25 protein-coding genes are annotated in these 22,020 nt (G+C 60.9%); 19 read left to right on the top strand and 6 right to left on the bottom strand.

What is annotated here, in order from left to right:
* The first annotated feature begins 11 nt into the window (after positions 1–11).
* The 4 genes from ACA043_RS12680 to ACA043_RS12665 all read left to right on the top strand — a co-directional run bounded on the left by ACA043_RS12680 (position 12) and on the right by ACA043_RS12665 (position 2,376).
* A complete protein-coding gene (locus ACA043_RS12680; protein ID WP_489880889.1) occupies positions 12–551 on the top strand; it encodes a MauE/DoxX family redox-associated membrane protein in 540 nt (179 codons plus the stop codon).
* Between the two features lie 3 nt (positions 552–554).
* A complete protein-coding gene (gene mauD / locus ACA043_RS12675; RefSeq protein ID WP_401265237.1) occupies positions 555–1,175 on the top strand; it encodes a methylamine dehydrogenase accessory protein MauD in 621 nt (206 codons plus the stop codon).
* A gap of 14 nt (positions 1,176–1,189) precedes the next feature.
* The gene (locus tag ACA043_RS12670; RefSeq protein ID WP_401265240.1) at positions 1,190–1,711 is read left to right on the top strand and encodes a methylamine dehydrogenase light chain; all 522 of its coding nucleotides are present in this window, start codon (positions 1,190–1,192) and stop codon (positions 1,709–1,711) included.
* A gap of 143 nt (positions 1,712–1,854) precedes the next feature.
* Positions 1,855–2,376 (top strand): c-type cytochrome, encoded by a 522-nt coding sequence (locus tag ACA043_RS12665; RefSeq protein ID WP_497659360.1) that lies wholly within the window; start codon positions 1,855–1,857, stop codon positions 2,374–2,376.
* 3 nt (positions 2,377–2,379) lie between these two features.
* On the opposite strand, the gene feaR is transcribed toward ACA043_RS12665, so the two are convergent.
* The 3 genes from feaR to paaY all read right to left on the bottom strand — a co-directional run bounded on the left by feaR (position 2,380) and on the right by paaY (position 4,954).
* Entirely contained in the window at positions 2,380–3,294 is a 915-nt protein-coding gene (gene feaR / locus ACA043_RS12660) for a transcriptional regulator FeaR (protein ID WP_497617815.1), read from the bottom strand.
* An 84-nt stretch (positions 3,295–3,378) separates the two neighbouring features.
* Positions 3,379–4,302: a phenylacetic acid degradation operon negative regulatory protein PaaX gene (gene paaX / locus ACA043_RS12655; protein ID WP_305443021.1), complete on the bottom strand. Its 924-nt coding sequence runs from the start codon at positions 4,300–4,302 to the stop codon at positions 3,379–3,381.
* Between the two features lie 55 nt (positions 4,303–4,357).
* Positions 4,358–4,954 (bottom strand): phenylacetic acid degradation protein PaaY, encoded by a 597-nt coding sequence (gene paaY / locus ACA043_RS12650; RefSeq protein ID WP_497659359.1) that lies wholly within the window; start codon positions 4,952–4,954, stop codon positions 4,358–4,360.
* A 370-nt stretch (positions 4,955–5,324) separates the two neighbouring features.
* On the opposite strand from paaY, the gene paaF reads away from it, so the two are divergent.
* From paaF to paaK, 6 genes are all read left to right on the top strand, one after another.
* Complete coding sequence (gene paaF / locus ACA043_RS12645) at positions 5,325–6,095, top strand: 2,3-dehydroadipyl-CoA hydratase PaaF (protein ID WP_497659358.1); 771 nt, start codon at positions 5,325–5,327, stop codon at positions 6,093–6,095.
* Between the two features lie 33 nt (positions 6,096–6,128).
* Positions 6,129–6,920: a 2-(1,2-epoxy-1,2-dihydrophenyl)acetyl-CoA isomerase PaaG gene (gene paaG, locus ACA043_RS12640; protein WP_497659357.1), complete on the top strand. Its 792-nt coding sequence runs from the start codon at positions 6,129–6,131 to the stop codon at positions 6,918–6,920.
* Positions 6,921–6,922: 2 nt separating this feature from the next.
* Positions 6,923–8,437, top strand: a complete 1,515-nt coding sequence (paaH, locus tag ACA043_RS12635; RefSeq protein ID WP_497659356.1) for a 3-hydroxyacyl-CoA dehydrogenase PaaH — start codon at positions 6,923–6,925, stop codon at positions 8,435–8,437.
* A complete protein-coding gene (gene paaI / locus ACA043_RS12630) occupies positions 8,424–8,873 on the top strand; it encodes a hydroxyphenylacetyl-CoA thioesterase PaaI (protein ID WP_401265257.1) in 450 nt (149 codons plus the stop codon). The genes paaH and paaI overlap by 14 nt, the downstream gene beginning before the upstream one ends.
* Positions 8,866–10,077, top strand: a complete 1,212-nt coding sequence (pcaF, locus tag ACA043_RS12625; protein ID WP_497659355.1) for a 3-oxoadipyl-CoA thiolase — start codon at positions 8,866–8,868, stop codon at positions 10,075–10,077. Before paaI ends, pcaF begins: the two co-directional genes overlap by 8 nt.
* A 99-nt stretch (positions 10,078–10,176) precedes the next feature.
* Positions 10,177–11,502, top strand: coding sequence for a phenylacetate--CoA ligase PaaK (paaK, locus tag ACA043_RS12620; RefSeq protein WP_497659354.1), 1,326 nt, complete (start codon positions 10,177–10,179; stop codon positions 11,500–11,502).
* Between the two features lie 42 nt (positions 11,503–11,544).
* On the opposite strand, the gene ACA043_RS12615 is transcribed toward paaK, so the two are convergent.
* Entirely contained in the window at positions 11,545–12,063 is a 519-nt protein-coding gene (locus ACA043_RS12615; RefSeq protein ID WP_497659353.1) for a hypothetical protein, read from the bottom strand.
* 235 nt (positions 12,064–12,298) lie between these two features.
* Here ACA043_RS12615 and paaA point away from each other — a divergent pair, with 235 nt between their 5' ends.
* From paaA to paaZ, 8 genes are all read left to right on the top strand, one after another.
* On the top strand, positions 12,299–13,288 hold the full coding sequence (paaA, locus tag ACA043_RS12610) for a 1,2-phenylacetyl-CoA epoxidase subunit PaaA (RefSeq protein WP_401265265.1): 990 nt from the start codon (positions 12,299–12,301) through the stop codon (positions 13,286–13,288).
* Between the two features lie 27 nt (positions 13,289–13,315).
* Positions 13,316–13,597 carry a 1,2-phenylacetyl-CoA epoxidase subunit PaaB gene (paaB, locus tag ACA043_RS12605; RefSeq protein WP_401265268.1) on the top strand — a complete coding sequence of 94 codons (282 nt, stop codon included), beginning with the start codon at positions 13,316–13,318 and terminating at the stop codon, positions 13,595–13,597.
* Between the two features lie 8 nt (positions 13,598–13,605).
* Complete coding sequence (paaC, locus tag ACA043_RS12600) at positions 13,606–14,367, top strand: 1,2-phenylacetyl-CoA epoxidase subunit PaaC (RefSeq protein WP_497659352.1); 762 nt, start codon at positions 13,606–13,608, stop codon at positions 14,365–14,367.
* Complete coding sequence (gene paaD, locus ACA043_RS12595; RefSeq protein ID WP_497659351.1) at positions 14,354–14,887, top strand: 1,2-phenylacetyl-CoA epoxidase subunit PaaD; 534 nt, start codon at positions 14,354–14,356, stop codon at positions 14,885–14,887. Before paaC ends, paaD begins: the two co-directional genes overlap by 14 nt.
* 30 nt (positions 14,888–14,917) lie before the next feature.
* Positions 14,918–15,994 (top strand): 1,2-phenylacetyl-CoA epoxidase subunit PaaE, encoded by a 1,077-nt coding sequence (paaE, locus tag ACA043_RS12590; protein WP_497659350.1) that lies wholly within the window; start codon positions 14,918–14,920, stop codon positions 15,992–15,994.
* Between the two features lie 164 nt (positions 15,995–16,158).
* On the top strand, positions 16,159–16,467 hold the full coding sequence (locus ACA043_RS12585) for a DUF485 domain-containing protein (RefSeq protein ID WP_401265278.1): 309 nt from the start codon (positions 16,159–16,161) through the stop codon (positions 16,465–16,467).
* Entirely contained in the window at positions 16,464–18,110 is a 1,647-nt protein-coding gene (locus tag ACA043_RS12580; protein ID WP_497659349.1) for a cation acetate symporter, read from the top strand. The genes ACA043_RS12585 and ACA043_RS12580 overlap by 4 nt, the downstream gene beginning before the upstream one ends.
* A 28-nt stretch (positions 18,111–18,138) precedes the next feature.
* The gene (paaZ, locus tag ACA043_RS12575) at positions 18,139–20,199 is read left to right on the top strand and encodes a phenylacetic acid degradation bifunctional protein PaaZ (protein ID WP_497617796.1); all 2,061 of its coding nucleotides are present in this window, start codon (positions 18,139–18,141) and stop codon (positions 20,197–20,199) included.
* Between the two features lie 110 nt (positions 20,200–20,309).
* On the opposite strand, the gene ACA043_RS12570 is transcribed toward paaZ, so the two are convergent.
* The gene (locus tag ACA043_RS12570) at positions 20,310–20,831 is read right to left on the bottom strand and encodes a DUF2846 domain-containing protein (RefSeq protein ID WP_497617794.1); all 522 of its coding nucleotides are present in this window, start codon (positions 20,829–20,831) and stop codon (positions 20,310–20,312) included.
* Positions 20,832–20,890: 59 nt separating this feature from the next.
* Positions 20,891–21,442 (bottom strand): hypothetical protein, encoded by a 552-nt coding sequence (locus tag ACA043_RS12565; RefSeq protein WP_401265286.1) that lies wholly within the window; start codon positions 21,440–21,442, stop codon positions 20,891–20,893.
* 261 nt (positions 21,443–21,703) lie between these two features.
* On the opposite strand from ACA043_RS12565, the gene ACA043_RS12560 reads away from it, so the two are divergent.
* Positions 21,704–22,015, top strand: a complete 312-nt coding sequence (locus ACA043_RS12560) for a hypothetical protein (protein WP_497659348.1) — start codon at positions 21,704–21,706, stop codon at positions 22,013–22,015.
* Positions 22,016–22,020: the final 5 nt, after the last annotated feature.

The raw sequence follows: 22,020 nt of genomic DNA, 5'->3' as shown, positions 1-22,020 counted from the left end.
GGGTTGCCGCCATGACGATTGACCCGATTTTCATTCTTGCCAGTGCGCTCGCGGTGGCCGTGCTGCTGGCCAGCGCCGCAACCCACAAGCTACGCGCGCCGGCCCGCTTCGCCCGGCAACTGGCTGACTATCAACTGCTGCCCGAGTCGCTGGTTCGTCCGGTCGGGCGAGTGGTTCCGTTGCTGGAACTTTTGATCGCTTTTGCCCTGCTGGTTCCCCTCAGTCGCGGCCCGGCAGCATGGGTGGCGGCGGCGCTGATCGCCCTATATGCGGCGGCCATCGGCATCAATCTGTGGCGCGGTCGTCGTGACATCGATTGCGGCTGCGCAGGGCCCGATCAGGTGCAACCGCTGCGTCCGGTTTTGCTGCTGCGCAACGCGGTGTTGATTGCCTTGGCGCTACTGGCCAGCGCGACGCCGCTGGTTCGCGACCTGAATCTGTTCGACGGTTTCGTCACTGTCGCGGCCAGTGCCGTGGCGCTGCTGATCTACGCCGCCGCTGATGGCTTGCTGGCCAACTCCCCTCTTCTGCTCAAATTGATTGGTAGGTGATTTATGGAAGGTCTGATGATTTCCAATGTGTTGCTGTGGGTGCTACTGATTGCCCTGGCGTTCGCGGTGATGGGGCTGGTGCGGCAGATTGGCGTGCTGCACGGGCGCATTGCCCCGGCCGGTGCGCTGATGGTCGACAAAGGCGTCGCAGTCAATGAAGCCGCACCGCAAGTCACCGCCGCCGATCGCCACGGGCGCCCGGTCAACTTCGGTTACGCCGGGGAAAAGAACCAGTTGCTGTTCTTCCTCTCGCCGACCTGCCCGATCTGCAAATCGCTGTTGCCGGCGATCAAATCCATCGCTAAACAGCAAGCTGACCGCCTCGACGTGGTGTTCATCAGCGACGGCGACATGGAGGCCCAGCAAGCACTGATCCGCGAACACAAACTCGACGACGTCACCTACGTAGTCGGCCCCGAAGTGGGCATGACCTATCAGATCGGCAAGCTGCCCTACGCCGCGCTGATCGACAAGACCGGCACTTTGCGCGCCAAAGGCCTGGTCAATTCCCGCGAGCATCTGGACAGCCTGTTCGAGGTCGAACACCTGCAAAGCGCGACATTGCAGGACTACCTCAACAGCCAGCCACAGCCGCATCACCACAGCCACGGCCATAGCCACTGAGCCAGGAGAGACTGATGAAAATTCTGGATCTGTTGTTCGAACGCTCGGCCCGCCGAGTGGCCGACACCACGTCGCGACGCAAACTGCTGGCGCGCATGGGTTCGCTGATGGTCGCTGGCGCCGCACTGCCGCTGCTGTTGCCGCTGGATCGCACCAGCAAGGCACTGGCGGCGGACAATCCCAAGGCTGGCGATCCGGGTGATCCGAACAGTTGCGACTACTGGCGCTACTGCTCGATCGACGGCTTTCTATGCAGTTGCTGCGGCGGTTCAGTGACGTCGTGCCCGCCGGGCACCGAAGCCTCGCAAGTGACCTGGATCGGCACCTGCCGCAACCCGGCGGATGGCAAGGACTACATCATTTCGTACAACGACTGCTGCGGTAAGCAGAGCTGTGCGCAGTGCGCGTGTACACGTAATGACAGTGAAGAACCTGCGTACCGGCCGTTCAACAACAACGACGTGAACTGGTGCCTGGCGGCGAAATCGCACATCTATCACTGCACGGTTTCGATTATTCGGGGTGTAGCTGTCTGACCAGAGCGCAGCAACTTTCCCCTGTGGGAGCGAGCCTGCTCGCGAAAGCGGTGTTTCAGGCGACAGCTCTATTGGATGTGCCGGCGTCTTCGCGAGCAGGCTCGCTTCCACAGGGGTGTTGTGTGAATTTTGAAGGAGTTGTCATGCGTCATTTGCTCATTCTTGGTCTGGCGCTGGCGATAGCCGCACCGTCGGTCTACGCCCGCGCCATCCCCAACCCGAACCAACGCCACGCGCCGGGCAACGAGGCGCCACAAACCCCCATCGCTCAGGCCAATTACAGCGTCGGCGTGAACTACCAACTGCAATGCGCCGGTTGCCATTTGCCCAACGGTACAGGCTCGGCCGCCAACGACACGCCGCGTATGGCCGGTTTCGTCGGCAACTTCCTGAAAGTCCCCGGCGGCCGTGAATTTCTGGTGCGCGTCCCCGGCATGTCGCAGTCCGCGCTGAACAACGCGCAACTGGCCGACCTGCTCAACTGGCTGCTCCGCGAGGACGGCATGGCCGGTGCCAGTGCGCCGAAGAATTACCCGCCGTACAGCGCCGACGAAGTCGCGCAGTTGCGCCACGAAACCATGCTCAACCTGCCCGGCACGCGAGCACAGCTGATTAAGGAAATGCGCGCCCAAGGCATCGCAATCGATGACGGCATGAACGACTGAACCTCAAGCGTGCTGCTTGCGGTACTCCCCAGGCGCAATGCCGAAGCGCGATTTGAACGCCGTGGAAAAATGGCTCGAATCGGTAAAGCCCCACGAGTAACCGAGCACCGACAGCTTCTGCTCACCCCCCGACTGACGCAGGGATTCGGCGCACAAGTCCAGCCGTCGATTCTTGATGTAACGGGCCACCACCAGGCCCTTCTTCGCGAAAATCCGGTACAGCCCGCGCACCGACATCCCGACTTCCCGCGCCAGCCATTCCGGGCACAGTTCTTCGCAACGAATGTGCTCGTCAATGCACGCCAGGGTTTTCTGGAAGATCCGTTCATGCAGATCGCTGCAGTCTTCGCTTTGGCTGATCGCCGGGCGCAACAGGCTGACAATTGCCTCCAGCGTCGCTTCGCTTTCACTCAAACTAAGGTTCTTCTGACGGGTGGCATCGAGGATCAAATGATGCGAAAGCATGGCCATCGGGGAGCTCGCCGGGATGCGGTGACCGCACTTGACCTGATTGAAGCGCAGGGTCTTCTCCACCAGATGAGTCGGCAGAATCAGCGACAACTGCCGGGAGTTCTCGTGGTAGGTGAAATCGCTCGGCCGGGAGGCGTCGATCAGGGTGATATCCCCGGCCGACAGCAGGGCTTTGTTGTCGCCCTGGGCCATGCCCGCCGAGCCTTCGAGCTGAAACACGGCAAAGTATTTGCCGCCCTCGCCCGCGGCGATTTCCGCCGGCGTGCGATACAGCCGCGCCTGGCAGGCGTCGACAAAACTGAGCTTGAGCGCACCGCTCTGGTACTCACGAATGCGCCCGGTAAAACCGGCGCCGAGGGTTTGCGCGTTGAAGGCGCCGCAGATCTGGTTGATCTGATGGATCCACTGATCGAAGCCGTCACGGCGTTGTGCAGTTGAAGGAATCATGTCTGGCCTCACGCAGGCTTGTTTTTATTATCTACGTCAATCCAAGCGTTCTTCCTGAACAGTGCGGCTCCCTCGCTGTGGCGATTATTTCAAGCCACCAAAGCGTCGATAGAAACTCTCGCCGACGTCCGGCAACGGCCCGTCAGCAGTCTCCAGCGCAGTGTTCAGCCACTCTTCGGCCTTGGCGTAGATCAAACGGTAAATGTTGCGGCACAACTGCCGCGCCGCGCGACCTTCCCAGTCGCCGGGGAGCAATTCGTCCGGCAGTTGCGGGTCGCGCAGCAGCAGTTTGCGGTATTCGTGAATAAGCAGGAGACGTGCCATGAAACAGTCTGCCGGCAGCAGGTTTTCCTGCTCGCGAAGCGCTTGCCAGAGCGGTCGGAACAACTGGATAAATTCGCTGTAGTGCGCCGCCAGTTCCTCAATGCTCCAACTCTCGCGCACCTGCGCCCGCAGGGCTTTGGAGGCCAGCACGTCTTGTGCGGTGGTTTCAAAAACGATGGTGTCTTCCAGCGCCCCGAGGTCCTGCAACGTGGCGTTGACGTCCGCGCGATCACTGCGTGGGCACGCCAGCACCGCCGGGGATATCGCACCAAAACCTTGCCATTCGAGCTCTTCGCGCACCTGCTTGCGCTTGTCCTGGCTCAACTGCGTGAGCATCGCCAGGCACCACGAACCGTCCCACGCCGGCACGGTTGAGCTGTAAACCCGTTTGAAGGCTTTATCGAAACGCCGCCGGCCAGTGCCGGTGAGGCTGTAATAACTGCGCCGGCCGACTTTCTCGGCGGTCAGCCAGCCTTCCTTGGTCAGACGAAAGATTGAGGTACGGATCAGCCGCTCGTTGATGCCGATCGGCTCCAGCAACTGAATCAGACTGCCCAGCCACACCGTGCCGCCGTGGGGTTCGATGGCATCCCCGTACAGCGTGATGATCAAGGAACTGGCGCGGATCGGCGTCTGCTCCTGGAAGCGGGTAATCAGATGGTTCAAAGGTGTCAGTGATGACATGGGCGTACCGGGTTGAAAAAAAGAAAGGAATATACCGAATCGAAACGGGTGGTGTTCATAGTGAACTGTTCTTGGGCCGCAATCCGCTGTCGCTGATCCGTGGCCGATTCGGCTCTGGCTCGCTCAACGGTTCGCAGACTCGCATCTGCGTCAGGCAACGCTGGGCCAGCTCCTGATACTCACGCGTACCGGCCTGCTTCCACGCCACTTCCTGGTCGCTGAGTTCACGCTTGATACTGGCCGGCGCGCCCATCACCAGCGACTGCTCGGGGCATTCGAACCCTGCCTTCACAAACGCCGCTGCCGACACGAACGACCGTGCTCCGATCCGCGCGTTGTCCATCACTACCGCATTCATGCCCACCAGTGCATCGGCGCCGATCCGGCAACCGTGCAAGACCGCGCCGTGGCCGATGTGGCCGTTACGTTCGACCACGGTGTCGCTGTCGGGAAAGCCGTGCATCACGCAGGTGTCCTGCAGATTGGCGCCCTCTTCCAGAACGATGCGGCCGAAGTCGCCACGCAAACTCGCCAGCGGCCCGACGTAACAGTGCGGCCCGATGATCACATCGCCGATCAGCACGGCGGACGGATGCACATAGGCGGTTGGGTCGACCACCGGAGTCAGTCCATCAAGGCTGTAACAGGTCATCGCAGGCTCCTTTGCCGGACGTTGTGCAGTGAGATACGCAAAGCGATGCGCAAACAGGCTTGTTTTGTATCACATCGTTTCACGACATAAAAGCAAGAAAAGCGTATCGCTTTATAGAGCCACCGCTTGTCGCCCGTAAACCCTTAAACAATTTAGTATTTATTCGTTATTCATCAATAATTTGATTAATACGAAACGAGCTAAACCAGAAAGTGATAGATCGGACGAAATTCTATTTGAGACACATTAATAGCATTTCATTGTTGCTTTTGCGTATCACGTTAAGTCTATACTTCGGCAAAACCGACGCCCGACGTCGAACCAACAACAAGCCGGCAGCAGCCGAGCGCACACCGTGAGGGCCTTTGCCATGCCTCAAACCCTGGCCGTTGAACAGCTGCAAGCTGTGCGCCTGATCACCCTGCAACGTCCGCAGGCGTTGAATGCCCTCAATACCGAACTGCTCGGCGAACTCGCCGCCGAACTGAGCATCGCTGAGGCCGACCCGGATACCCGCGCCGTAGTCCTGACCGGCAGCCGCAAAGCCTTTGCCGCCGGCGCCGACATCAAGGAAATGGCCGAGCGCGATCTGGTCGGCATCCTCAACGACCCGCGCCAGGCCTCATGGCAAACCATCACCCGCTTCAGCAAACCGCTGATCGCCGCCGTCAACGGCTTCGCCCTCGGCGGCGGCTGCGAGTTGGCAATGCACGCCGACATCCTGATTGCCGGCGAAGACGCGCGTTTCGGCCAGCCGGAAATCAACCTCGGAATCATGCCCGGCGCGGGCGGCACCCAACGTTTATTGCGTGCGGTCGGCAAGTCACTGGCGATGCAAATGGTTTTGACCGGCGAAGCCATCGACGCCCGCCACGCCCTGCGCGCAGGCCTGGTCAGCGAAATCACCCAACCGGAATTCACCGTCGAACGCGCCCTGCAGATCGCCCACGCCATCGCCGCCAAGGCACCGCTGGCCGTGCGTCTGGCCAAGGAAGCGCTGCTCAAGGCGATGGACACCGATCTGGCCAGCGGCCTGCGTTTCGAGCGCCATGCCTTCACGTTGCTGGCCGGTACCGCCGATCGCGATGAAGGCATCCGCGCTTTTCAGGACAAGCGAGCGCCGCAGTTTCGCGGCCAGTAATCGAATCGAACGACCTCCCGGAGAACCCTGCCCATGAACTTCGAACACATCCTGTTTTCCATCGAGGCCGGCGTCGCCTTGCTCAGCCTCAACCGGCCCGAGCAGCTAAACAGCTTCAACACCGCCATGCACCTGGAAGTCAAAGAAGCGCTGAAGCAGGTGCGGCAGACCCCTGAAGTGCGCGTGCTACTACTGACCGGCGAAGGTCGCGGCTTCTGTGCCGGGCAAGACCTGAGCGACCGCAATGTGGCGCCGGGCAGTGAGGCGCCGGATCTTGGCGTGTCCATCGAGACCTTCTATAACCCGCTGATTCGCCAGTTGCGTGATCTGCCGATGCCGGTGATTTGCGCAGTCAACGGTGTGGCAGCCGGGGCCGGGGCGAACATTCCGCTGGCCTGCGATCTGGTGCTGGCGGCGCGTTCTGCGAGTTTTATTCAGGCGTTCTGCAAAATCGGTCTGATCCCGGATTCCGGCGGCACCTGGACCTTGCCACGACTGGTCGGCATGGCCCGCGCCAAGGCTTTGGCCCTGCTTGGCAATCGCTTGAGCGCCGAACAAGCCGAGCAATGGGGTTTGATCTATCGCTGCGTTGACGATGCCCAGTTGCGCGACGAAGCCCTGACGCTCGCCCGCCATCTGGCCACGCAACCGACTTACGGCCTGGCGCTGATCAAGCGCAGCCTCAATGCGAGCCTCGGCAACACCTTCGACGAACAACTGGAACTTGAGCGCGATCTGCAACGCCTGGCCGGGCGCAGCGAGGACTACCGCGAAGGCGTCAGCGCATTCATGGAAAAACGCACGCCTGCGTTCAAGGGTCGCTGAACATGAACGCTCTCAACCGCAACGCACAAATCGCCGTAATCGGTGCCGGCGCAATGGGCGCCGGCATCGCTCAGGTCGCCGCGCAGGCCGGGCATCCAGTGCTGCTGCTGGACAACCGCCCCGGCGCCGCCGCACACGCCATCGACGGCATTGACCGGCAACTGGGCAAACGCGTCGAGAAAGGCAAACTTGCCCCCACCGAACGAGCAGCAATCATTGCTCGCTTACAAGCCGTAGAGGCCATCGAAGCGCTGGCCGACTGCACGCTGATCATCGAAGCGATTGTCGAAAACCTTGAGGTCAAACGCGCACTCTTCGCTCAGTTGGAAAGCCTGTGCGGCGAACACTGCATCCTCGCCAGCAACACCTCTTCGCTGTCGATCACGCGCATCGCCGCCGACCTGAAACGCCCGGAGCGCTTGCTCGGCCTGCACTTTTTCAACCCCGCGCCCGTGATGCCGCTGGTGGAAATCGTCTCCGGTCTGGCCAGCGATCCTGCGCTCGCCAGCACCTTGTTTGACACGGCAAAAGCCTGGGGCAAACAACCGGTACACACCCGCTCGACGCCGGGTTTTATCGTCAACCGTGTGGCGCGGCCGTTCTACGCCGAAAGCCTGCGCCTGTTGCAGGAAGGCGCCGCCGATTGCGCCACCCTTGATGCCCTAATGCGTGACGCCGGCGGCTTCGCCATGGGCGCGTTCGAACTCACTGACCTGATCGGCCACGATGTGAATTATGCGGTGACCTGTTCGGTGTTCGACGCCTATTACGGCGACACCCGTTTTCAACCGTCGCTGATCCAGCAGGAACTGGTGGATGCCGGACGCTTCGGGCGCAAAAGCGGTCGTGGTTTCTATGACTACAGCGAGGGTGCGCAGCGTCCCGATGCGCAGTACGTCAGCAGCGACGCGGCTGTCGACAACTGCGTGGTGGAAGGCGATTTGGGCGCCCTGAAACACTTGATCCCGCGCCTGAAAACCAACGTCACCCAGCGTGACGGCAGCGGCTTGCTGAGAGTCGGCGATGCCATTCTGGCCCTGAGCGACGGCCGCATGGCCAGCCAACGCGCCAAAGAAGACGGCCTGCGCAACCTGATCCTGATCGATCTGGCCTTCGATTACGCCACAGCCAAACGCATCGCCATCAGTTGCTCGGCGGACATCAGCGACAGCGCTCGCGATCAAGGCATCGCCCTGCTGCAACGCGCCGGCCTGCAAGTCAGCCTGCTCAGCGACACACCGGGGCTGGCCGTGTTGCGCACCGTCGCCATGCTCGCCAACGAAGCTGCCGACACCGTGCTGCACGACGTCGCCACGGCCGCGGATATCGATCTGGCGATGCGCGCCGGCGTCAATTATCCGCAAGGCCCACTGGCCTGGGCTGACCGAATCGGACTCGCGCAGATCACCCGCGTCCTCGACAACCTGCAAGCCACTTACGGCGAAGAGCGCTACCGGCCATCGCTGCTGTTGCGCCGCAAAGTCGCCGAAGGGAGCACATTCCATGACCAGCCTTGAAGCCATGAGCCTCGCCAGTCGCTGCGCGCAAACGATGCTCGAGCGTGACGCCGCCACTCAGGGCATGGGCATTCGCCTGATCAGCGCCGCCCCCGGCAGTTGCACCCTCGGCATGGGCGTGCGCGCCGACATGATCCAGGGCCACGGCACCTGCCACGGCGGTTTTCTGTTCGCCCTCGCCGACTCGGCGTTCGCCTTTGCCTGCAACAGCTACAACGACGCCACTGTGGCGATCGGTTGCAGCATCGATTACATCGCCCCTGCCCACTTGGGCGACACCCTAACCGCACGCTGCACCGAACAATCGCGCTCGGGCCGCACCGGCAATTACGACGTTCGCATCGAAAACCAGCAGGGCCAGTTGATCGCCCTGTTCCACGGCAAATCCTACAAAGTGCGCGGCACGGTGCTGGCGCAGGAGATTCCCCATGAATGACGCTCTGATCATCGACGCCGTCCGCACCCCGATCGGGCGCTACGCCGGAGCCTTGAGCAGCGTGCGCGCCGACGACCTCGGTGCCGTGCCGCTGCGTGAATTGCTGCGCCGCCACCCGCAAGTGGACTGGAATCAAGTCGACGATGTGATCTACGGCTGCGCCAATCAGGCCGGCGAAGACAACCGCAACGTCGCGCGTATGTCGGCGCTGCTGGCCGGGCTGCCGGTCAGCGTGCCGGGCACCACGCTCAACCGTTTGTGCGGCTCCGGCCTGGATGCCATCGGCACTGCCGCGCGGGCGATTCGCAGCGGTGAAGCCGGATTGATGCTGGTCGGCGGTGTCGAATCGATGTCCCGCGCGCCGTTGGTGATGGGCAAGGCTGAAACTGCGTTTTCGCGTTCGGCGGAGCTGTTCGATACCACCATCGGCTGGCGTTTCGTCAATCCCTTGATGAAGAAAGCCTACGGCATCGACTCGATGCCGGAGACCGCCGAGAACGTCGCCGAACAGTTCAACATTTCCCGTGCTGATCAGGACGCCTTCGCCCTGCGTAGCCAGCAACGCGCGGCGGCGGCGCAGGCCAATGGACGTCTGGCCAAAGAGATCGTCGCCGTGGCAATCGCGCAGCGCAAAGGCCCGGCCAAAGTGGTCGAGCACGACGAGCACCCGCGCGGCGACACCACGCTGGAACAACTGCAAAAACTCGGTACGCCATTCCGTGAAGGTGGCAGCGTCACCGCCGGAAACGCGTCCGGGGTCAACGACGGCGCCTGCGCCCTGCTGCTGACCAATGCACAAACCGCCCAGCGCTTCGGCTTGAAGGCCCGTGGCCGTGTGGTGGCGATGGCCACCGCCGGGGTCGATCCACGAATCATGGGTATCGGCCCGGTGCCAGCCACGCGCAAAGTGCTGGAACTGGCCAACCTGAGTCTTGCCGATATGGACGTTATCGAGCTCAACGAAGCCTTCGCCGCCCAGGGCTTGGCAGTGCTGCGTGAGCTGGGTCTGGGCGACGACGACCCGCGGGTCAACCCGAACGGCGGCGCTATCGCCCTCGGTCATCCGCTGGGCATGAGTGGCGCACGACTGGTCACCACTGCCCTGCACGAACTGGAAGAACGTAGTGGCCGTTATGCGCTGTGCACCATGTGCATCGGCGTCGGCCAGGGCATTGCGTTGGTGATCGAACGCTTGTCCGACTAAAGAACCGCGATTCCCAAGGTGCCGAGCGGTATTCTTGGGGCATGCACTCAGCGCCCCGCAAGCACGGGGCTGAAACACAAAAATAATTCGAGTGAAGTCATGAACATGCCAATTGCCCAAGCCGTGCTCAACCCTGAACTGGATCCGCTGGAAACCGCCAGCGTCGATCAATTGCGCCAACATCAACTCGAACGCCTGCGCTGGAGCCTCAACCACGCGTACAACAACGTGCCGCTGTACCGCCAACGCTTCGACGCGCTAGGCGTACACCCGGACGACATTCGTTCGCTGGACGATCTGGCGCAGTTTCCGTTCACCACCAAATCCGATCTGCGCGACAACTACCCCTACGGCATGTTTGCCGTGCCGATGCATGACGTCGTGCGTCTGCACGCCTCCAGCGGGACCACCGGCAAACCGACGGTGGTTGGTTACACCCAGAACGACATCGACACCTGGGCCAACATCGTTGCCCGTTCGATCCGCGCTGGTGGCGGTCGACGCGGCGATAAGGTGCATATTTCCTATGGCTATGGCCTGTTCACCGGCGGTCTGGGCGCGCACTACGGTGCCGAGCGTCTGGGCTGCACGGTGATCCCGATGTCCGGCGGCCAGACTGAAAAACAAGTGCAACTGATCAAGGATTTCCAGCCCGACATCATCATGGTCACGCCGTCGTACATGCTCAACATCGCCGACGAGATCGAACGCCAAGGCATCGACCCGCACAAACTGGCCCTGCGCCTGGGTATCTTCGGCGCCGAACCATGGACCGCTGAACTGCGCAGCGCCATCGAAGCACGCCTGGGCATCACCGCCCTCGACATCTACGGCCTCTCGGAAATCATGGGCCCGGGCGTGGCCATGGAATGCGCGGAAACCCGCGACGGCCCGACGATCTGGGAAGACCACTTCTACCCGGAAATCATCGATCCGATTACCGGCGAAGTGCTGCCGGACGGGCAGATGGGCGAACTGGTGTTCACCTCGCTGAGCAAAGAAGCCCTGCCGATGATCCGCTATCGCACCCGCGACCTCACCCGTTTGCTGCCCGGCACCGCACGCCCGATGCGCCGCATCGACAAGATCACCGGGCGCAGCGACGACATGCTGATCATCCGTGGCGTCAACGTGTTCCCGACTCAAGTTGAAGAACAGGTGCTGAAGATCAAACAGCTTTCCGAGTCCTACGAGATTCACCTGTATCGCAACGGCAATCTGGACAGCGTCGATGTCCACGTCGAACTCAAGGCCGAGCATCAGGGCCTGAGTGACGAGCAGCAGAAGGCCCTGTGCGGCGAGCTGAGTCGGCACATCAAGACGTATATCGGGATCAGTTCACGGGTATTGCTGCAGCCGCCGTTCTCGATCAAGCGTTCGGAAGGCAAGGCGTGCCATGTGATTGATAAGCGCGCCAAGGACTGATTCGGCCCTTAAGAAGCGGGGAAGGCGCAATGCCTTCGCCGTTCAGCGTTTGCGGGCCAACGCTTTGCGTACGCGCTCTCGGGACATTTTCGAACCGGTTTCCTGCGCTTGCGCCTTCACCTCAGTCGTCTCTGGCGCCAACTCGTCGGCCAGCTGTTTCTTGCGTTTGGCCACTTCGCGCCACTGATAGCCGAAATACAGCAAGGCGACAAACAAGCCCACCACACCAGAAATCACAACACCAACGACGTTCCACAGCACGAAGGTGATGAGCAACGTTTTCCAGTTGAACGGTGTCAGCGGCTGTTCTGCGGACTCCTTTTTGTCTTCCGCCGGCTCGCGCTCAGGCGCCGCAGGCACCTTCTGCACCCCCTCCAGATCGAAGCGCAGGGCGAAGTTCGCTCCAGGCACCTGCACGTCAATTCGGTCGCCCTGAACGGTATGCACGCGGATTTCACCATCAAGGCCCGAAACCGAGCTGAAACTGATTTGGCTTTCGCGTATTTCGCCGTTTATCAGCGTAAACACTTTGGGTTTGTCGTCACGGGGAACGTCGCTCATATCGATTCCTTGAGAGATCCACGCCGAACAACGCGCATGGGAGAGATCCGTAGGGCGCAAATGCTACTGAGCGACCATCACCCTGTCCAGAAAACATCCCTTCACCACTGATCGGAAGCGATACACAAAAATATACGACACGTTAATTTGTGTTTGATATTAATTTCCGTATCACTTATAAAGTTCTCCATGCCCTCGAACATGCCTTCGAAAAAACCGAGGCAGGAGAACAAGAATGTACGCACAGCTCGTAGAAACAGGCGTCAAACGCATCAAGGACCTTTCGGAGATGTCCGATGAGGAACGCGCCTTTCAGGAAAAAATCGATTCAGAAATCAAGATCGAAGCCAAGAACTGGATGCCAGATGCGTATCGCCAGACGCTGATCCGGCAGATTTCCCAGCACGCCCACTCCGAGATCGTCGGCATGCTGCCGGAAGGCAACTGGGTGACCCGTGCGCCGTCACTCAAACGCAAACTGCAATTGATGGCGAAGATTCAGGACGAGGCTGGTCACGGCCTGTATCTGTACAGCGCCATGGAAACCCTCGGTGCTGATCGCGACGAAGAGATCGCCAAGCTGCACAGCGGCAAGGCCAAGTATTCGAGCATCTTCAATTACCCGACGCTGAACTGGGCCGACATGGGCGCGGTAGGCTGGCTGGTCGATGGCGCGGCGATCGTCAATCAGGTGGTGTTGCAGCGCACCTCGTATGGCCCCTACTCCCGGGCCATGGTGCGGATCTGCAAGGAAGAGAGTTTCCACCAGCGCCAGGGCTACGAAATTCTTCTGACCATGATGCGCCACGGCAATCAGGCGCAAAAAGACATGGTTCAGGACGCGATCAATCGTCTGTGGTGGCCGGCGCTGATGATGTTCGGCCCGAGCGACGAACACTCACCGAACAGCGCGCAGTCGATGGCCTGGAAGATCAAGCGCCAGAGCAACGACGAACTGCGCCAGCGCTTCATCGACCAGACCATCCCGCAACTGGAACTGCTCGGCTGCACCTGCCCCGATCCGGACTTGAAGTGGAACGCCGAGCGCGGTCATTACGACTTCGGCGAGATCCAGTGGAGCGAGTTCTACGAAGTTCTCAAGGGCAACGGCCCGTGCAATCAGGAACGCGTCGCCACCCGCCGCAAAGCCATTGAAGACGGTGCCTGGGTCCGCGAAGCCGCGGTCGCCCACGCTCGTAAAAAACAGAACAAGAACGCCGCTTGATCGGCCATCTGATGCGGAGTGAATGACATGTCCCAGTGGACCCTTTTCGAAGTTTTCGTGCGTAGCAAGCACGGCCTCAACCATAAACACGTCGGCAGCGTGCATGCCGCTGATACCACCATGGCTATCGAGAACGCCCGCGAGCTCTACACCCGTCGCAGCGAAGGCGTGAGTCTGTGGGTGGTGCCTTCAGCGCTGATCACCGCTTCGTCGCCGGATGAAAAAGACCCGCTGTTCGATCCCTCTGACGACAAGGTTTATCGCCACGCCAGTTTCTACGAACTGCCGGCCGAAGTCGGGCACATGTGAGGTCGACCATGAACGATAAAACCGATCTGATCGAATACCTGCTGCGCCTCGGCGACAGCGCCCTGATCCAGGGCCAGCGTCTGTGCCAATGGTGCGGCAAGGCCCCGGCACTGGAAGAAGAATTGGCGCTGATGAACGTCGGCCTCGACCTCGTTGGTCAGGCGCGAAACTGGTTGGAATACGCCGCTGAGCTGCTGAACGATGGCCGTGATGCCGACCACTTGGCGTTTCGCCGCGATGAGCGCGCCTATCGCAACCTGCTGCTGGTCGAACAACCGAATGGCGACTACGCGGTGACCATGCTTAAGCAATTCCTCTACGACGCCTGGCACCTGCCGGTGTTGCAGGGCTTGAGCCAGTCCAGTGACGAACGCATTGCCGGGATCGCCGCCAAAGCGGTCAAGGAAGTCACCTATCACCTGCGCCGCTCCGGCGAGTGGATCGAGCGTATGGGCGACGGCACTGAAGAAAGCCATCAACGCATGCTCGCGGCGATCCCTGAGGTCTGGCGTTTCACCGTCGAACTGATTGCCGCCGACGATAGCGAACAGCGTCTGTGCGCGGCCGGCATCAGCCCGGACATCGCCACTGTCGCCGCGCAATGGCAAGCCACGGTCAACGCCGTGTTCGCCCGCGCCACCCTGCCCGTCCCGGCGGCGCCGAGCTATTTCTACCTGAATGCCCGTCGCGGTCTGCACAGCGAACACCTGGGCATTTTACTGGCGGAAATGCAGTTCCTGCCCCGAGCGTACCCCGATGCAACCTGGTGAGCTGATCACCAGCGATCGCGGCGCCCGACCAGCGCTGAGCGGTGATCTGGACAAGGCTTGGGCGACCCTGGCCGAGGTCATGGACCCGGAAGTGCCGGTGGTCAGCGTGGTCGACCTCGGGATCGTCCGCGACCTCGATTGGCAGGCCGGGCATCTGCACGTGGTGGTCACGCCAACTTATTCCGGCTGCCCGGCCACCGAAGTGATCGAGGACGACATCCGCGCCGCACTGGAACACGCCGGTTTCAGCGCGCCACGACTGGAGCGCAAGTTGACCCCGGCCTGGTCCACCGACTGGATTACCGCCGATGGCCGCGAACGCTTGCGCGCCTACGGCATCGCCCCACCGGACGGTAGCGCCAGCAAACGCACGCTGCTCGGCGAAAGCCCGACGGTGCTGTGCCCGCAATGCGGCAGCGCCCACACCGAAGTGCTCAGCGAGTTCGGTTCCACCGCGTGCAAAGCCTTGTACCGCTGCTGCGATTGCCGCGAGCCCTTCGACTATTTCAAGTGCATCTGAGCGGCCGAATGCCGTGTCGGGAGAACAATAATGAGCAAATTCCATAGCCTGACCATCAAGGACGTGCGCAGCGAAACCCGTGACGCCGTGTCCATCGCTTTCGACATTCCCCAGCACTTGCAGGACAGCTTTCAGTTCACCCAGGGCCAGCATCTGGTGATGCGCACGCAGATGGATGGCGAAGAAGTGCGTCGTTCGTATTCGATCTGCACCGGGGTCAACGACGGTGAACTGCGCATTGCAATCAAACGCGTGGCGGGCGGGCGCTTCTCGGCATTCGCCAACGAGCAGTTGCAGGCCGGGCACACCCTCGAAGTGATGCCGCCGGCCGGGCACTTCCATGTTGAACTGGATCCGGCACGCCACGGCAACTATCTGGCGGTGGCCGCCGGCAGCGGCATCACGCCGATTCTGTCGATCATCAAGACCACCCTGGAAACCGAGCCGCACAGCCGCGTCACCCTGCTGTACGGCAACCGTTCCAGCTCCGGCGCATTGTTCCGCGAACAGCTCGAAGACCTGAAGAATCGTTACCTGCAACGCCTGAACCTGATTTTTGTGTTCAGCCGCGAGCAGCAGGATGTCGACCTCTACAACGGCCGCATCGACGCGCAGAAATGCGAGCAACTGTTCAGCCGTTGGCTCGACGTCAAATCCCTCGACGCCGCGTTCATCTGTGGCCCGCAAGAGATGACTGAAACCGTGCGCGACAGCCTCAAGGCCAAGGGCATGGGCGCCGAGCGCATCCACTTCGAATTGTTCGCCGCCGCCGGCAGCCAACAGAAACGCGAAGCCCGCCAGGCCGCGCAAGTGCTCGACGCTGGCACCAGCCAGATCACCGTCATCAGCGACGGCCGCGCCGTGGCCTTCGACTTGCCGCGCAACAGCCAGAGCCTGCTCGACGCTGGTAACGCCCAAGGTCTGGAACTGCCGTATTCGTGCAAGGCCGGGGTGTGCTCGACCTGCAAGTGCAAGGTCATCGAAGGCGAAGTCGATATGGACAGCAACCATGCCCTGGAGGACTACGAAGTGGCGGCCGGGTATGTGCTGTCGTGCCAGGCATATCCGGTGAGCGACAAGGTTGTGCTCGATTTCGACCAGTTTTAAAAGCTCACACAGATCCCTGTAGGAGTGAGCCTGCTCGCGATGAGGCCATCAAACTCAACATCGATGTCGCCTGAAACACCGCTATCGCGAGCAGGCTCACTCCTACAGTGGGGCGGTGTGTCTGCCCTGTTCCACCCAAAACAAAAACAAACAAGGAAACGATCATGAGCCCCGAAGACGTCGAATTGATCCGCCAACACCCCGACTTCATTCTGCTGGTCCGCCGCAAACAGCGCCTGTACTGGTCGCTGACCGCATTGATGCTGGTGATCTATTACGGCTTCGTCCTGCTGGTGGCTTTCTCCCCCGCCACATTGGGCCAATCCCTCAGCGGCGGCGTGACCACCGTGGGCATGCTGGTCGGTGTCGGTGTGGTGCTGCTGGCCTTTGCCCTGACCGGTTTCTACGTCTATCGCGCCAACAACGTGATCGATCCGCTCAACGAAAAGCTCAAGCAGGAGTGCGCACGATGAAACGTCTGGCCGCGTTTTTCCTGCTCCCCGGCGTGCTGGTCACGGACCTTGCCCTCGCTGCCAAAACGAGTACCCGCCCATTGAACTGGAACGCCATCGGCATGTTCATGGTGTTCGTCCTGTTCACCCTCGGCGTGACCCGTTGGGCCGCGCTGCGCACCCGCTCGACCAGCGATTTCTATACCGCTGGTGGCGGCATGACCGGTTTCCAGAACGGTCTGGCGATTGCCGGCGACATGATCTCCGCCGCTTCGTTTCTGGGCATCTCGGCGATGATGTTCCTCAACGGTTACGACGGCTTGCTCTACGCCTTGGGCGTGTTGGCTGGCTGGCCGATCATCCTGTTCCTGATCGCCGAACGCCTACGCAATCTCGGCAAATACACCTTTGCCGACGTCGTTTCGTATCGCCTCGAACAAATCCCGGTGCGCCTCACCTCGGCCTTCGGCACCCTGACAGTGGCGTTGATGTACCTGGTGGCGCAGATGGTCGGCGCCGGCAAACTGATCGAGTTGCTGTTCGGCATCGACTATCTCTACGCGGTGGTATTGGTCGGCGTGCTGATGGTGTTCTACGTGACATTCGGCGGCATGCTCGCCACCACGTGGGTGCAGATCATCAAAGCGGTGATGCTGCTGTTCGGCACCACGTTCATGGCCTTCATGGTGCTCAAGCACTTCGGCTTCAGCTTTGAAGCGATGTTCGCCGGCGCCACCGCCGTACACGCCAAAGGCACGGCGATCATGGCGCCGGGCGGGTTGCTGTCGAACCCGATCGATGCGATTTCTCTGGGTCTGGGCATGATGTTCGGCACCGCCGGGTTGCCGCACATTCTTATGCGTTTCTTCACCGTCAGCGATGCGAAACAGGCGCGTAAAAGCGTGTTCTACGCCACCGGTTTCATCGGCTACTTTTACCTGTTGCTGATCGTTGTCGGTTTCGGTTCCATCGTCATGGTCGGCACGGATCCGTCCTTTCGCGACGCCAGCGGCGCGATCATCGGTGGCGGCAATATGGTCGCCGTGCATCTGGCGCAAGCGGTGGGTGGCAACCTGTTCCTCGGCTTCATTTCGGCGGTGGCGTTCGCGACGATTCTGGCGGTGGTCGCCGGCCTCGCGCTGTCCGGTGCCTCGGCGGTGTCGCACGACTTGTACGCCTGCGTGATGCGCAAGGGTCAGGCCAGCGAGAAGGAAGAAATCCGCGTCTCGCGCATCGCCACCCTGTGCATCGGCGTGCTCGCCATCGTCCTCGGTTTGTTGTTCGAGTCGCAGAACATCGCCTTCCTCTCCGGACTGGTGTTAGCCATTGCTGCCTCGGTGAATTTCCCGGTGCTGTTCCTTTCGATGTTCTGGAAAGGCCTGACCACACGCGGTGCGGTGATCGGCAGTTTGGCGGGGCTGGTCTCGGCCATTGTGCTGCTGATCCTGAGTCCGGCGGTGTGGGTCAACGTCCTGCATCACCCGCAAGCGCTGTTCCCGTACTCCAACCCGGCGCTGTTTTCCATGAGCCTGGCGTTTTTCAGCGCCTGGCTGTTCTCGGTCACCGACCGCTCGCCCCGCGCAGCCCTTGAGCGCGGCCGTTATCTGGCGCAGTTCATCCGTTCGATGACCGGCATCGGCGCGGCCGGCGCCAGCCAACACTGACTCTTTTACAAGTACAGGAGCTTATTTCATGTCCCACGCCCCTACCCTGCAAAGCTTCCTCGCCGGCCGCTGGATCGGCCAGCACGGCGCGCAGATCCTGCGCAGCGCCATCGACGGCCATGACCTGGCGCGTACCCATGAGGAGCGCCCGGACTTCGCCGAAGCCATCGACTTCGGTCGTCGCCAGGGCGTCAGCGAACTGATGAAGCTCGACTTCCAGCAACGCGCGCAACGGCTCAAGGCGTTGGCGCTGTACCTGAGCGAACGCAAAGAACAGCTCTACGCCCTCTCACATCACAGCGGCGCCACCCGTGCCGATAGCTGGATCGACATCGAGGGCGGCAACGGCACGCTGTTCACCTACGCCGGCCTCGGCGCGCGGGAATTGCCATCGGGCAACATCGTCCACGAGGGCCCCGCGATGGCACTGGGCAAGCTCGGCAGCTTCGCCGGCACGCACATTCTGGTGCCGCGTGGCGGCGTCGCGGTCCACATCAACGCCTTCAACTTTCCGATCTGGGGCATGTTGGAGAAATTCGCACCGTGCTTTCTCGCCGGCATGCCGTGCATCGTCAAACCGGCCAGCGCCACCAGTTACCTGACCGAAGCCGTGGTCCGACTGATGGACGAATCCGGCCTGTTGCCGACCGGCAGCCTGCAACTGGTGATCGGCAGCACTGGCGACCTTCTCGACCGTATGCAAGGTCAGGACGTGGTGACCTTCACCGGCTCCGCCGACACCGCCGCCAAGCTGCGGGTCAACCCGAACCTGATCCGCCATTCGGTGCCGTTCAACGCCGAGGCCGACTCGCTGAACTGCGCGATCCTCGCCCCGGACGTCACCCCAAATGACGAAGAGTTCGAGCTGTTCATCAAGGAAGTCGCCCGGGAAATGACGACCAAGGCCGGGCAGAAGTGCACGGCCATCCGCCGTGCCATCGTGCCCAAGCAACACATCGATGCGGTCGCCACACGACTGCGTGATCGCCTGGCGAAAGTGGTGATCGGCGACCCGTCGGTGGAGGGCGTACGCATGGGCGCGCTGGCCTCCCACGATCAACAGAAGGATGTCGGTGAGCGCCTGCAAAGCCTGCTGCAAAGCTGCGATCAATTATTCGGTGCGAAAGACGGTTTCGAACCGCGCGGCGAAAACGTCAGTCAGGGCGCGTTCTTCGCCCCGACCCTGCTGCTGGCCCGCGATCCGCATGCCGAGGGCGGCGCCCATGACATCGAGGCGTTCGGCCCGGTCAGCACTCTGATGGCTTACGACGATCTCGACGAAGCACTGGCGTTGGCCGCTCGCGGCAAGGGCAGTCTGGTCGCCAGCCTGGTGACTAAATCCCCTGCTATCGCCGCCAAAGCCATCCCTGCTGCCGCCGCGTGGCACGGACGCCTGCTGGTACTGGATCGCGAATCCGCCGCCGAATCCACCGGCCATGGCTCGCCGCTGCCACAACTCAAACACGGCGGCCCTGGACGTGCTGGCGGCGGTGAAGAGTTGGGCGGTCTGCGCGCGGTCAAACACTATCTGCAACGCGCGGCGGTACAAGGCTCGCCGACCATGCTTGCGGCCGTCACCGGTGAACACGTGCGCGGCGCCAAAGTCATCGAAACCGAAGTGCATCCGTTCCGTCGGCACTTCCAGGATCTGCAGATCGGCGAATCGCTGCTGACCCATCGCCGCACCGTCACCGAAGCGGATCTGGTCAACTTCGGCTGCCTGTCCGGCGACCACTTCTACATGCACTTCGACGACATCGCCGCCAAAGAGTCGCAGTTCGGCAAACGCATTGCCCACGGCTACTTCGTCTTGTCGGCCGCCGCCGGCCTGTTCGTCTCCGCCGCCCCCGGCCCGGTGCTGGCCAACTACGGCCTCGACACCCTGCGCTTCATCAACCCGGTCGGCATCGGCGACACCATCCAGGCGCGCCTGACTTGCAAGCGCAAGATCGACCAGGGCAAGAAGAGCCCGCAAGGCATTCCGCAAGGGGTGGTGGCGTGGGATGTGGAAGTGACGAACCAACTCGGTGAGCTGGTGGCAAGCTATGACATTTTGACGTTGGTGGTGAAGCGCGAAGAGGCGATTTAACTCGGAAGCCAAAAATGTTTTGAAGAACAGATCTCGACGCTAGCGGTGAACACCCAGCGTCGAGTACTGATCCCTTCCTGGAGCAAGTCCCGCTTCGCAAGCCTTCAGATTTACGATGCTGGGGGTGGCACTTGCTGACACCACTTGATCGCCCGCAATGCTTCTTCCTCAGGCACTAACGCGTAGCGAAAAAAGAAATGCGCACCCGAGTAGTAAGCATCATTCACTTCACCTAACGCCTGCTTGTCGCTGAATGCCAGGGAACTGGTCTGATCAGCAATGAAATAGACTTTTCCGTTTTCGACACTCAGGTCGAAACGCTTGTTGACACTGCTGCTGACAAACGGTGGAGAAGTCGACTCAATCCGGTAACGACCGGCTGGCAGGGTTGTCTTGAAGAAGCCACCGGACGGCAGAACGCCGATGGCTTTCCCATCGACCTTGATCGTGGGGGTCACGAAGTATCCGACGCTGGCGGCAGGACGATAAAAATAGAGGGTCGCCTGATCCGGTTGCGTCTGCTCCACGGCGCTAAAAAATGGCTGCCCCTTCAAGTCGGGCCCGGTGCTGCATCCACCCAGCAGGGACAGGCTGGCCAGCAGGCCAACCAAAAGTAATGTGATGCGGTTCATTGATATTTCCTTGAAATAGAAAGCTTCATGGGATGAGCCAAAGCCATGGCTCTGCCGCATCAAGGCATGCAAAGTCCTTTGCCGTAGTCTTTGGCATCAGAGGTTGGCCAAGGCTTGAAGGCGCTTTCGGAGGTCAGATTGATGATGGTTCGGCTTTTTAGAATCGGGTATTTGCGCTTGAGACCCTCGACAGTCTCTTCGGCGTCATCGACGTTGGACAAACAATACGTCAGCGCATTGGCATACAGGTTGCCAATGTAGAGCGTCTGCCCTGCCTTCACGTTAAACACCACAGGAGACGGGCGCGCGACCGCGTGGCCCAAGTAGAACTGATAGCGCCAGTCGGTAAATTGGTAACGCCCAGGCGGCACCTCGTACATGAACAGATGCCCTAGCAAATGAGGAGAGGGTTGGTCGTCCTCGTTATAAAGCGTGGTCAATGCAATGGCTGTGTTCGGCTCTCCCTGCTGTTTGATATCGACCATCAGCCCGTGCGGCTGAGTCAGATACCCTTCAGTAATGGAGCCGATGATCACCGCCTTGGCCGCATCCGGTGCGCGTTTGCCGTCGTAGCGCGCAGTTGTGCACCCGTGCAACAGGGAAACACTCAAGGCAATAACGCCCCACGTGGCCGATGTGCTGAAAACTTTCCGTAGCATTGTTCAATACCGTGCTTGCCAATTGATCCATGCATTGCGCCGAATCGGTTGATTCGGCGCACGTTGACCACTGGTATCGCCCGGTGAGCCTTATTCTTGAGGCTTTGCACGCTTCGCTTAATTGCCGGCGTGGTCATCTGCCTGCGCAAAGAAGTAATCCTTCCCACTCCCCGGCTTGTTCTTCAACACCCCCGATTACTGTAATTTCTGCGCATGGATAAACGTGCGCTGCGGCAACCGCGCGAAATCGATCTCGGGTCTTTGACGATTTGCTCGACCAGCGCCAGCGGCAACTTTTTGAAATGGCAGCAGAGCAAAGGCCGACTAAACAGCCTGAAACAAATAAAACCCCGCCGCCGTATGCCAGCCGAACTCGACCTGATCCTCCGGCACGGACGCCGATCAAGGCCTCAAGCCTCCCAAGCGGTTCAATTTGCTATCTGCCAGCAGATCACCCGCACGTTTAAAAAGGCGATCAGACAGCTCACCCTTGGTATCATCGCCCACACTTTTTTGACGGTTTGATGACT

The organism is Pseudomonas sp. LBUM1648 (assembly GCF_059716145.1).
This window is presented reverse-complemented; position numbering and strand designations above follow the sequence as displayed.

Coding starts and splice junctions, on each gene's coding strand:
- ACA043_RS12680 (WP_489880889.1), top strand. CDS start 12: ATGACGATTGACCCGATTTTCATTCTTGCCAGTGCGCTCGCGGTGGCC.
- mauD (WP_401265237.1), top strand. CDS start 555: ATGGAAGGTCTGATGATTTCCAATGTGTTGCTGTGGGTGCTACTGATT.
- ACA043_RS12670 (WP_401265240.1), top strand. CDS start 1,190: ATGAAAATTCTGGATCTGTTGTTCGAACGCTCGGCCCGCCGAGTGGCC.
- ACA043_RS12665 (WP_497659360.1), top strand. CDS start 1,855: ATGCGTCATTTGCTCATTCTTGGTCTGGCGCTGGCGATAGCCGCACCG.
- feaR (WP_497617815.1), bottom strand. CDS start 3,294: ATGATTCCTTCAACTGCACAACGCCGTGACGGCTTCGATCAGTGGATC.
- paaX (WP_305443021.1), bottom strand. CDS start 4,302: ATGTCATCACTGACACCTTTGAACCATCTGATTACCCGCTTCCAGGAG.
- paaY (WP_497659359.1), bottom strand. CDS start 4,954: ATGACCTGTTACAGCCTTGATGGACTGACTCCGGTGGTCGACCCAACC.
- paaF (WP_497659358.1), top strand. CDS start 5,325: ATGCCTCAAACCCTGGCCGTTGAACAGCTGCAAGCTGTGCGCCTGATC.
- paaG (WP_497659357.1), top strand. CDS start 6,129: ATGAACTTCGAACACATCCTGTTTTCCATCGAGGCCGGCGTCGCCTTG.
- paaH (WP_497659356.1), top strand. CDS start 6,923: ATGAACGCTCTCAACCGCAACGCACAAATCGCCGTAATCGGTGCCGGC.
- paaI (WP_401265257.1), top strand. CDS start 8,424: ATGACCAGCCTTGAAGCCATGAGCCTCGCCAGTCGCTGCGCGCAAACG.
- pcaF (WP_497659355.1), top strand. CDS start 8,866: ATGAATGACGCTCTGATCATCGACGCCGTCCGCACCCCGATCGGGCGC.
- paaK (WP_497659354.1), top strand. CDS start 10,177: ATGAACATGCCAATTGCCCAAGCCGTGCTCAACCCTGAACTGGATCCG.
- ACA043_RS12615 (WP_497659353.1), bottom strand. CDS start 12,063: ATGAGCGACGTTCCCCGTGACGACAAACCCAAAGTGTTTACGCTGATA.
- paaA (WP_401265265.1), top strand. CDS start 12,299: ATGTACGCACAGCTCGTAGAAACAGGCGTCAAACGCATCAAGGACCTT.
- paaB (WP_401265268.1), top strand. CDS start 13,316: ATGTCCCAGTGGACCCTTTTCGAAGTTTTCGTGCGTAGCAAGCACGGC.
- paaC (WP_497659352.1), top strand. CDS start 13,606: ATGAACGATAAAACCGATCTGATCGAATACCTGCTGCGCCTCGGCGAC.
- paaD (WP_497659351.1), top strand. CDS start 14,354: ATGCAACCTGGTGAGCTGATCACCAGCGATCGCGGCGCCCGACCAGCG.
- paaE (WP_497659350.1), top strand. CDS start 14,918: ATGAGCAAATTCCATAGCCTGACCATCAAGGACGTGCGCAGCGAAACC.
- ACA043_RS12585 (WP_401265278.1), top strand. CDS start 16,159: ATGAGCCCCGAAGACGTCGAATTGATCCGCCAACACCCCGACTTCATT.
- ACA043_RS12580 (WP_497659349.1), top strand. CDS start 16,464: ATGAAACGTCTGGCCGCGTTTTTCCTGCTCCCCGGCGTGCTGGTCACG.
- paaZ (WP_497617796.1), top strand. CDS start 18,139: ATGTCCCACGCCCCTACCCTGCAAAGCTTCCTCGCCGGCCGCTGGATC.
- ACA043_RS12570 (WP_497617794.1), bottom strand. CDS start 20,831: ATGAACCGCATCACATTACTTTTGGTTGGCCTGCTGGCCAGCCTGTCC.
- ACA043_RS12560 (WP_497659348.1), top strand. CDS start 21,704: ATGGATAAACGTGCGCTGCGGCAACCGCGCGAAATCGATCTCGGGTCT.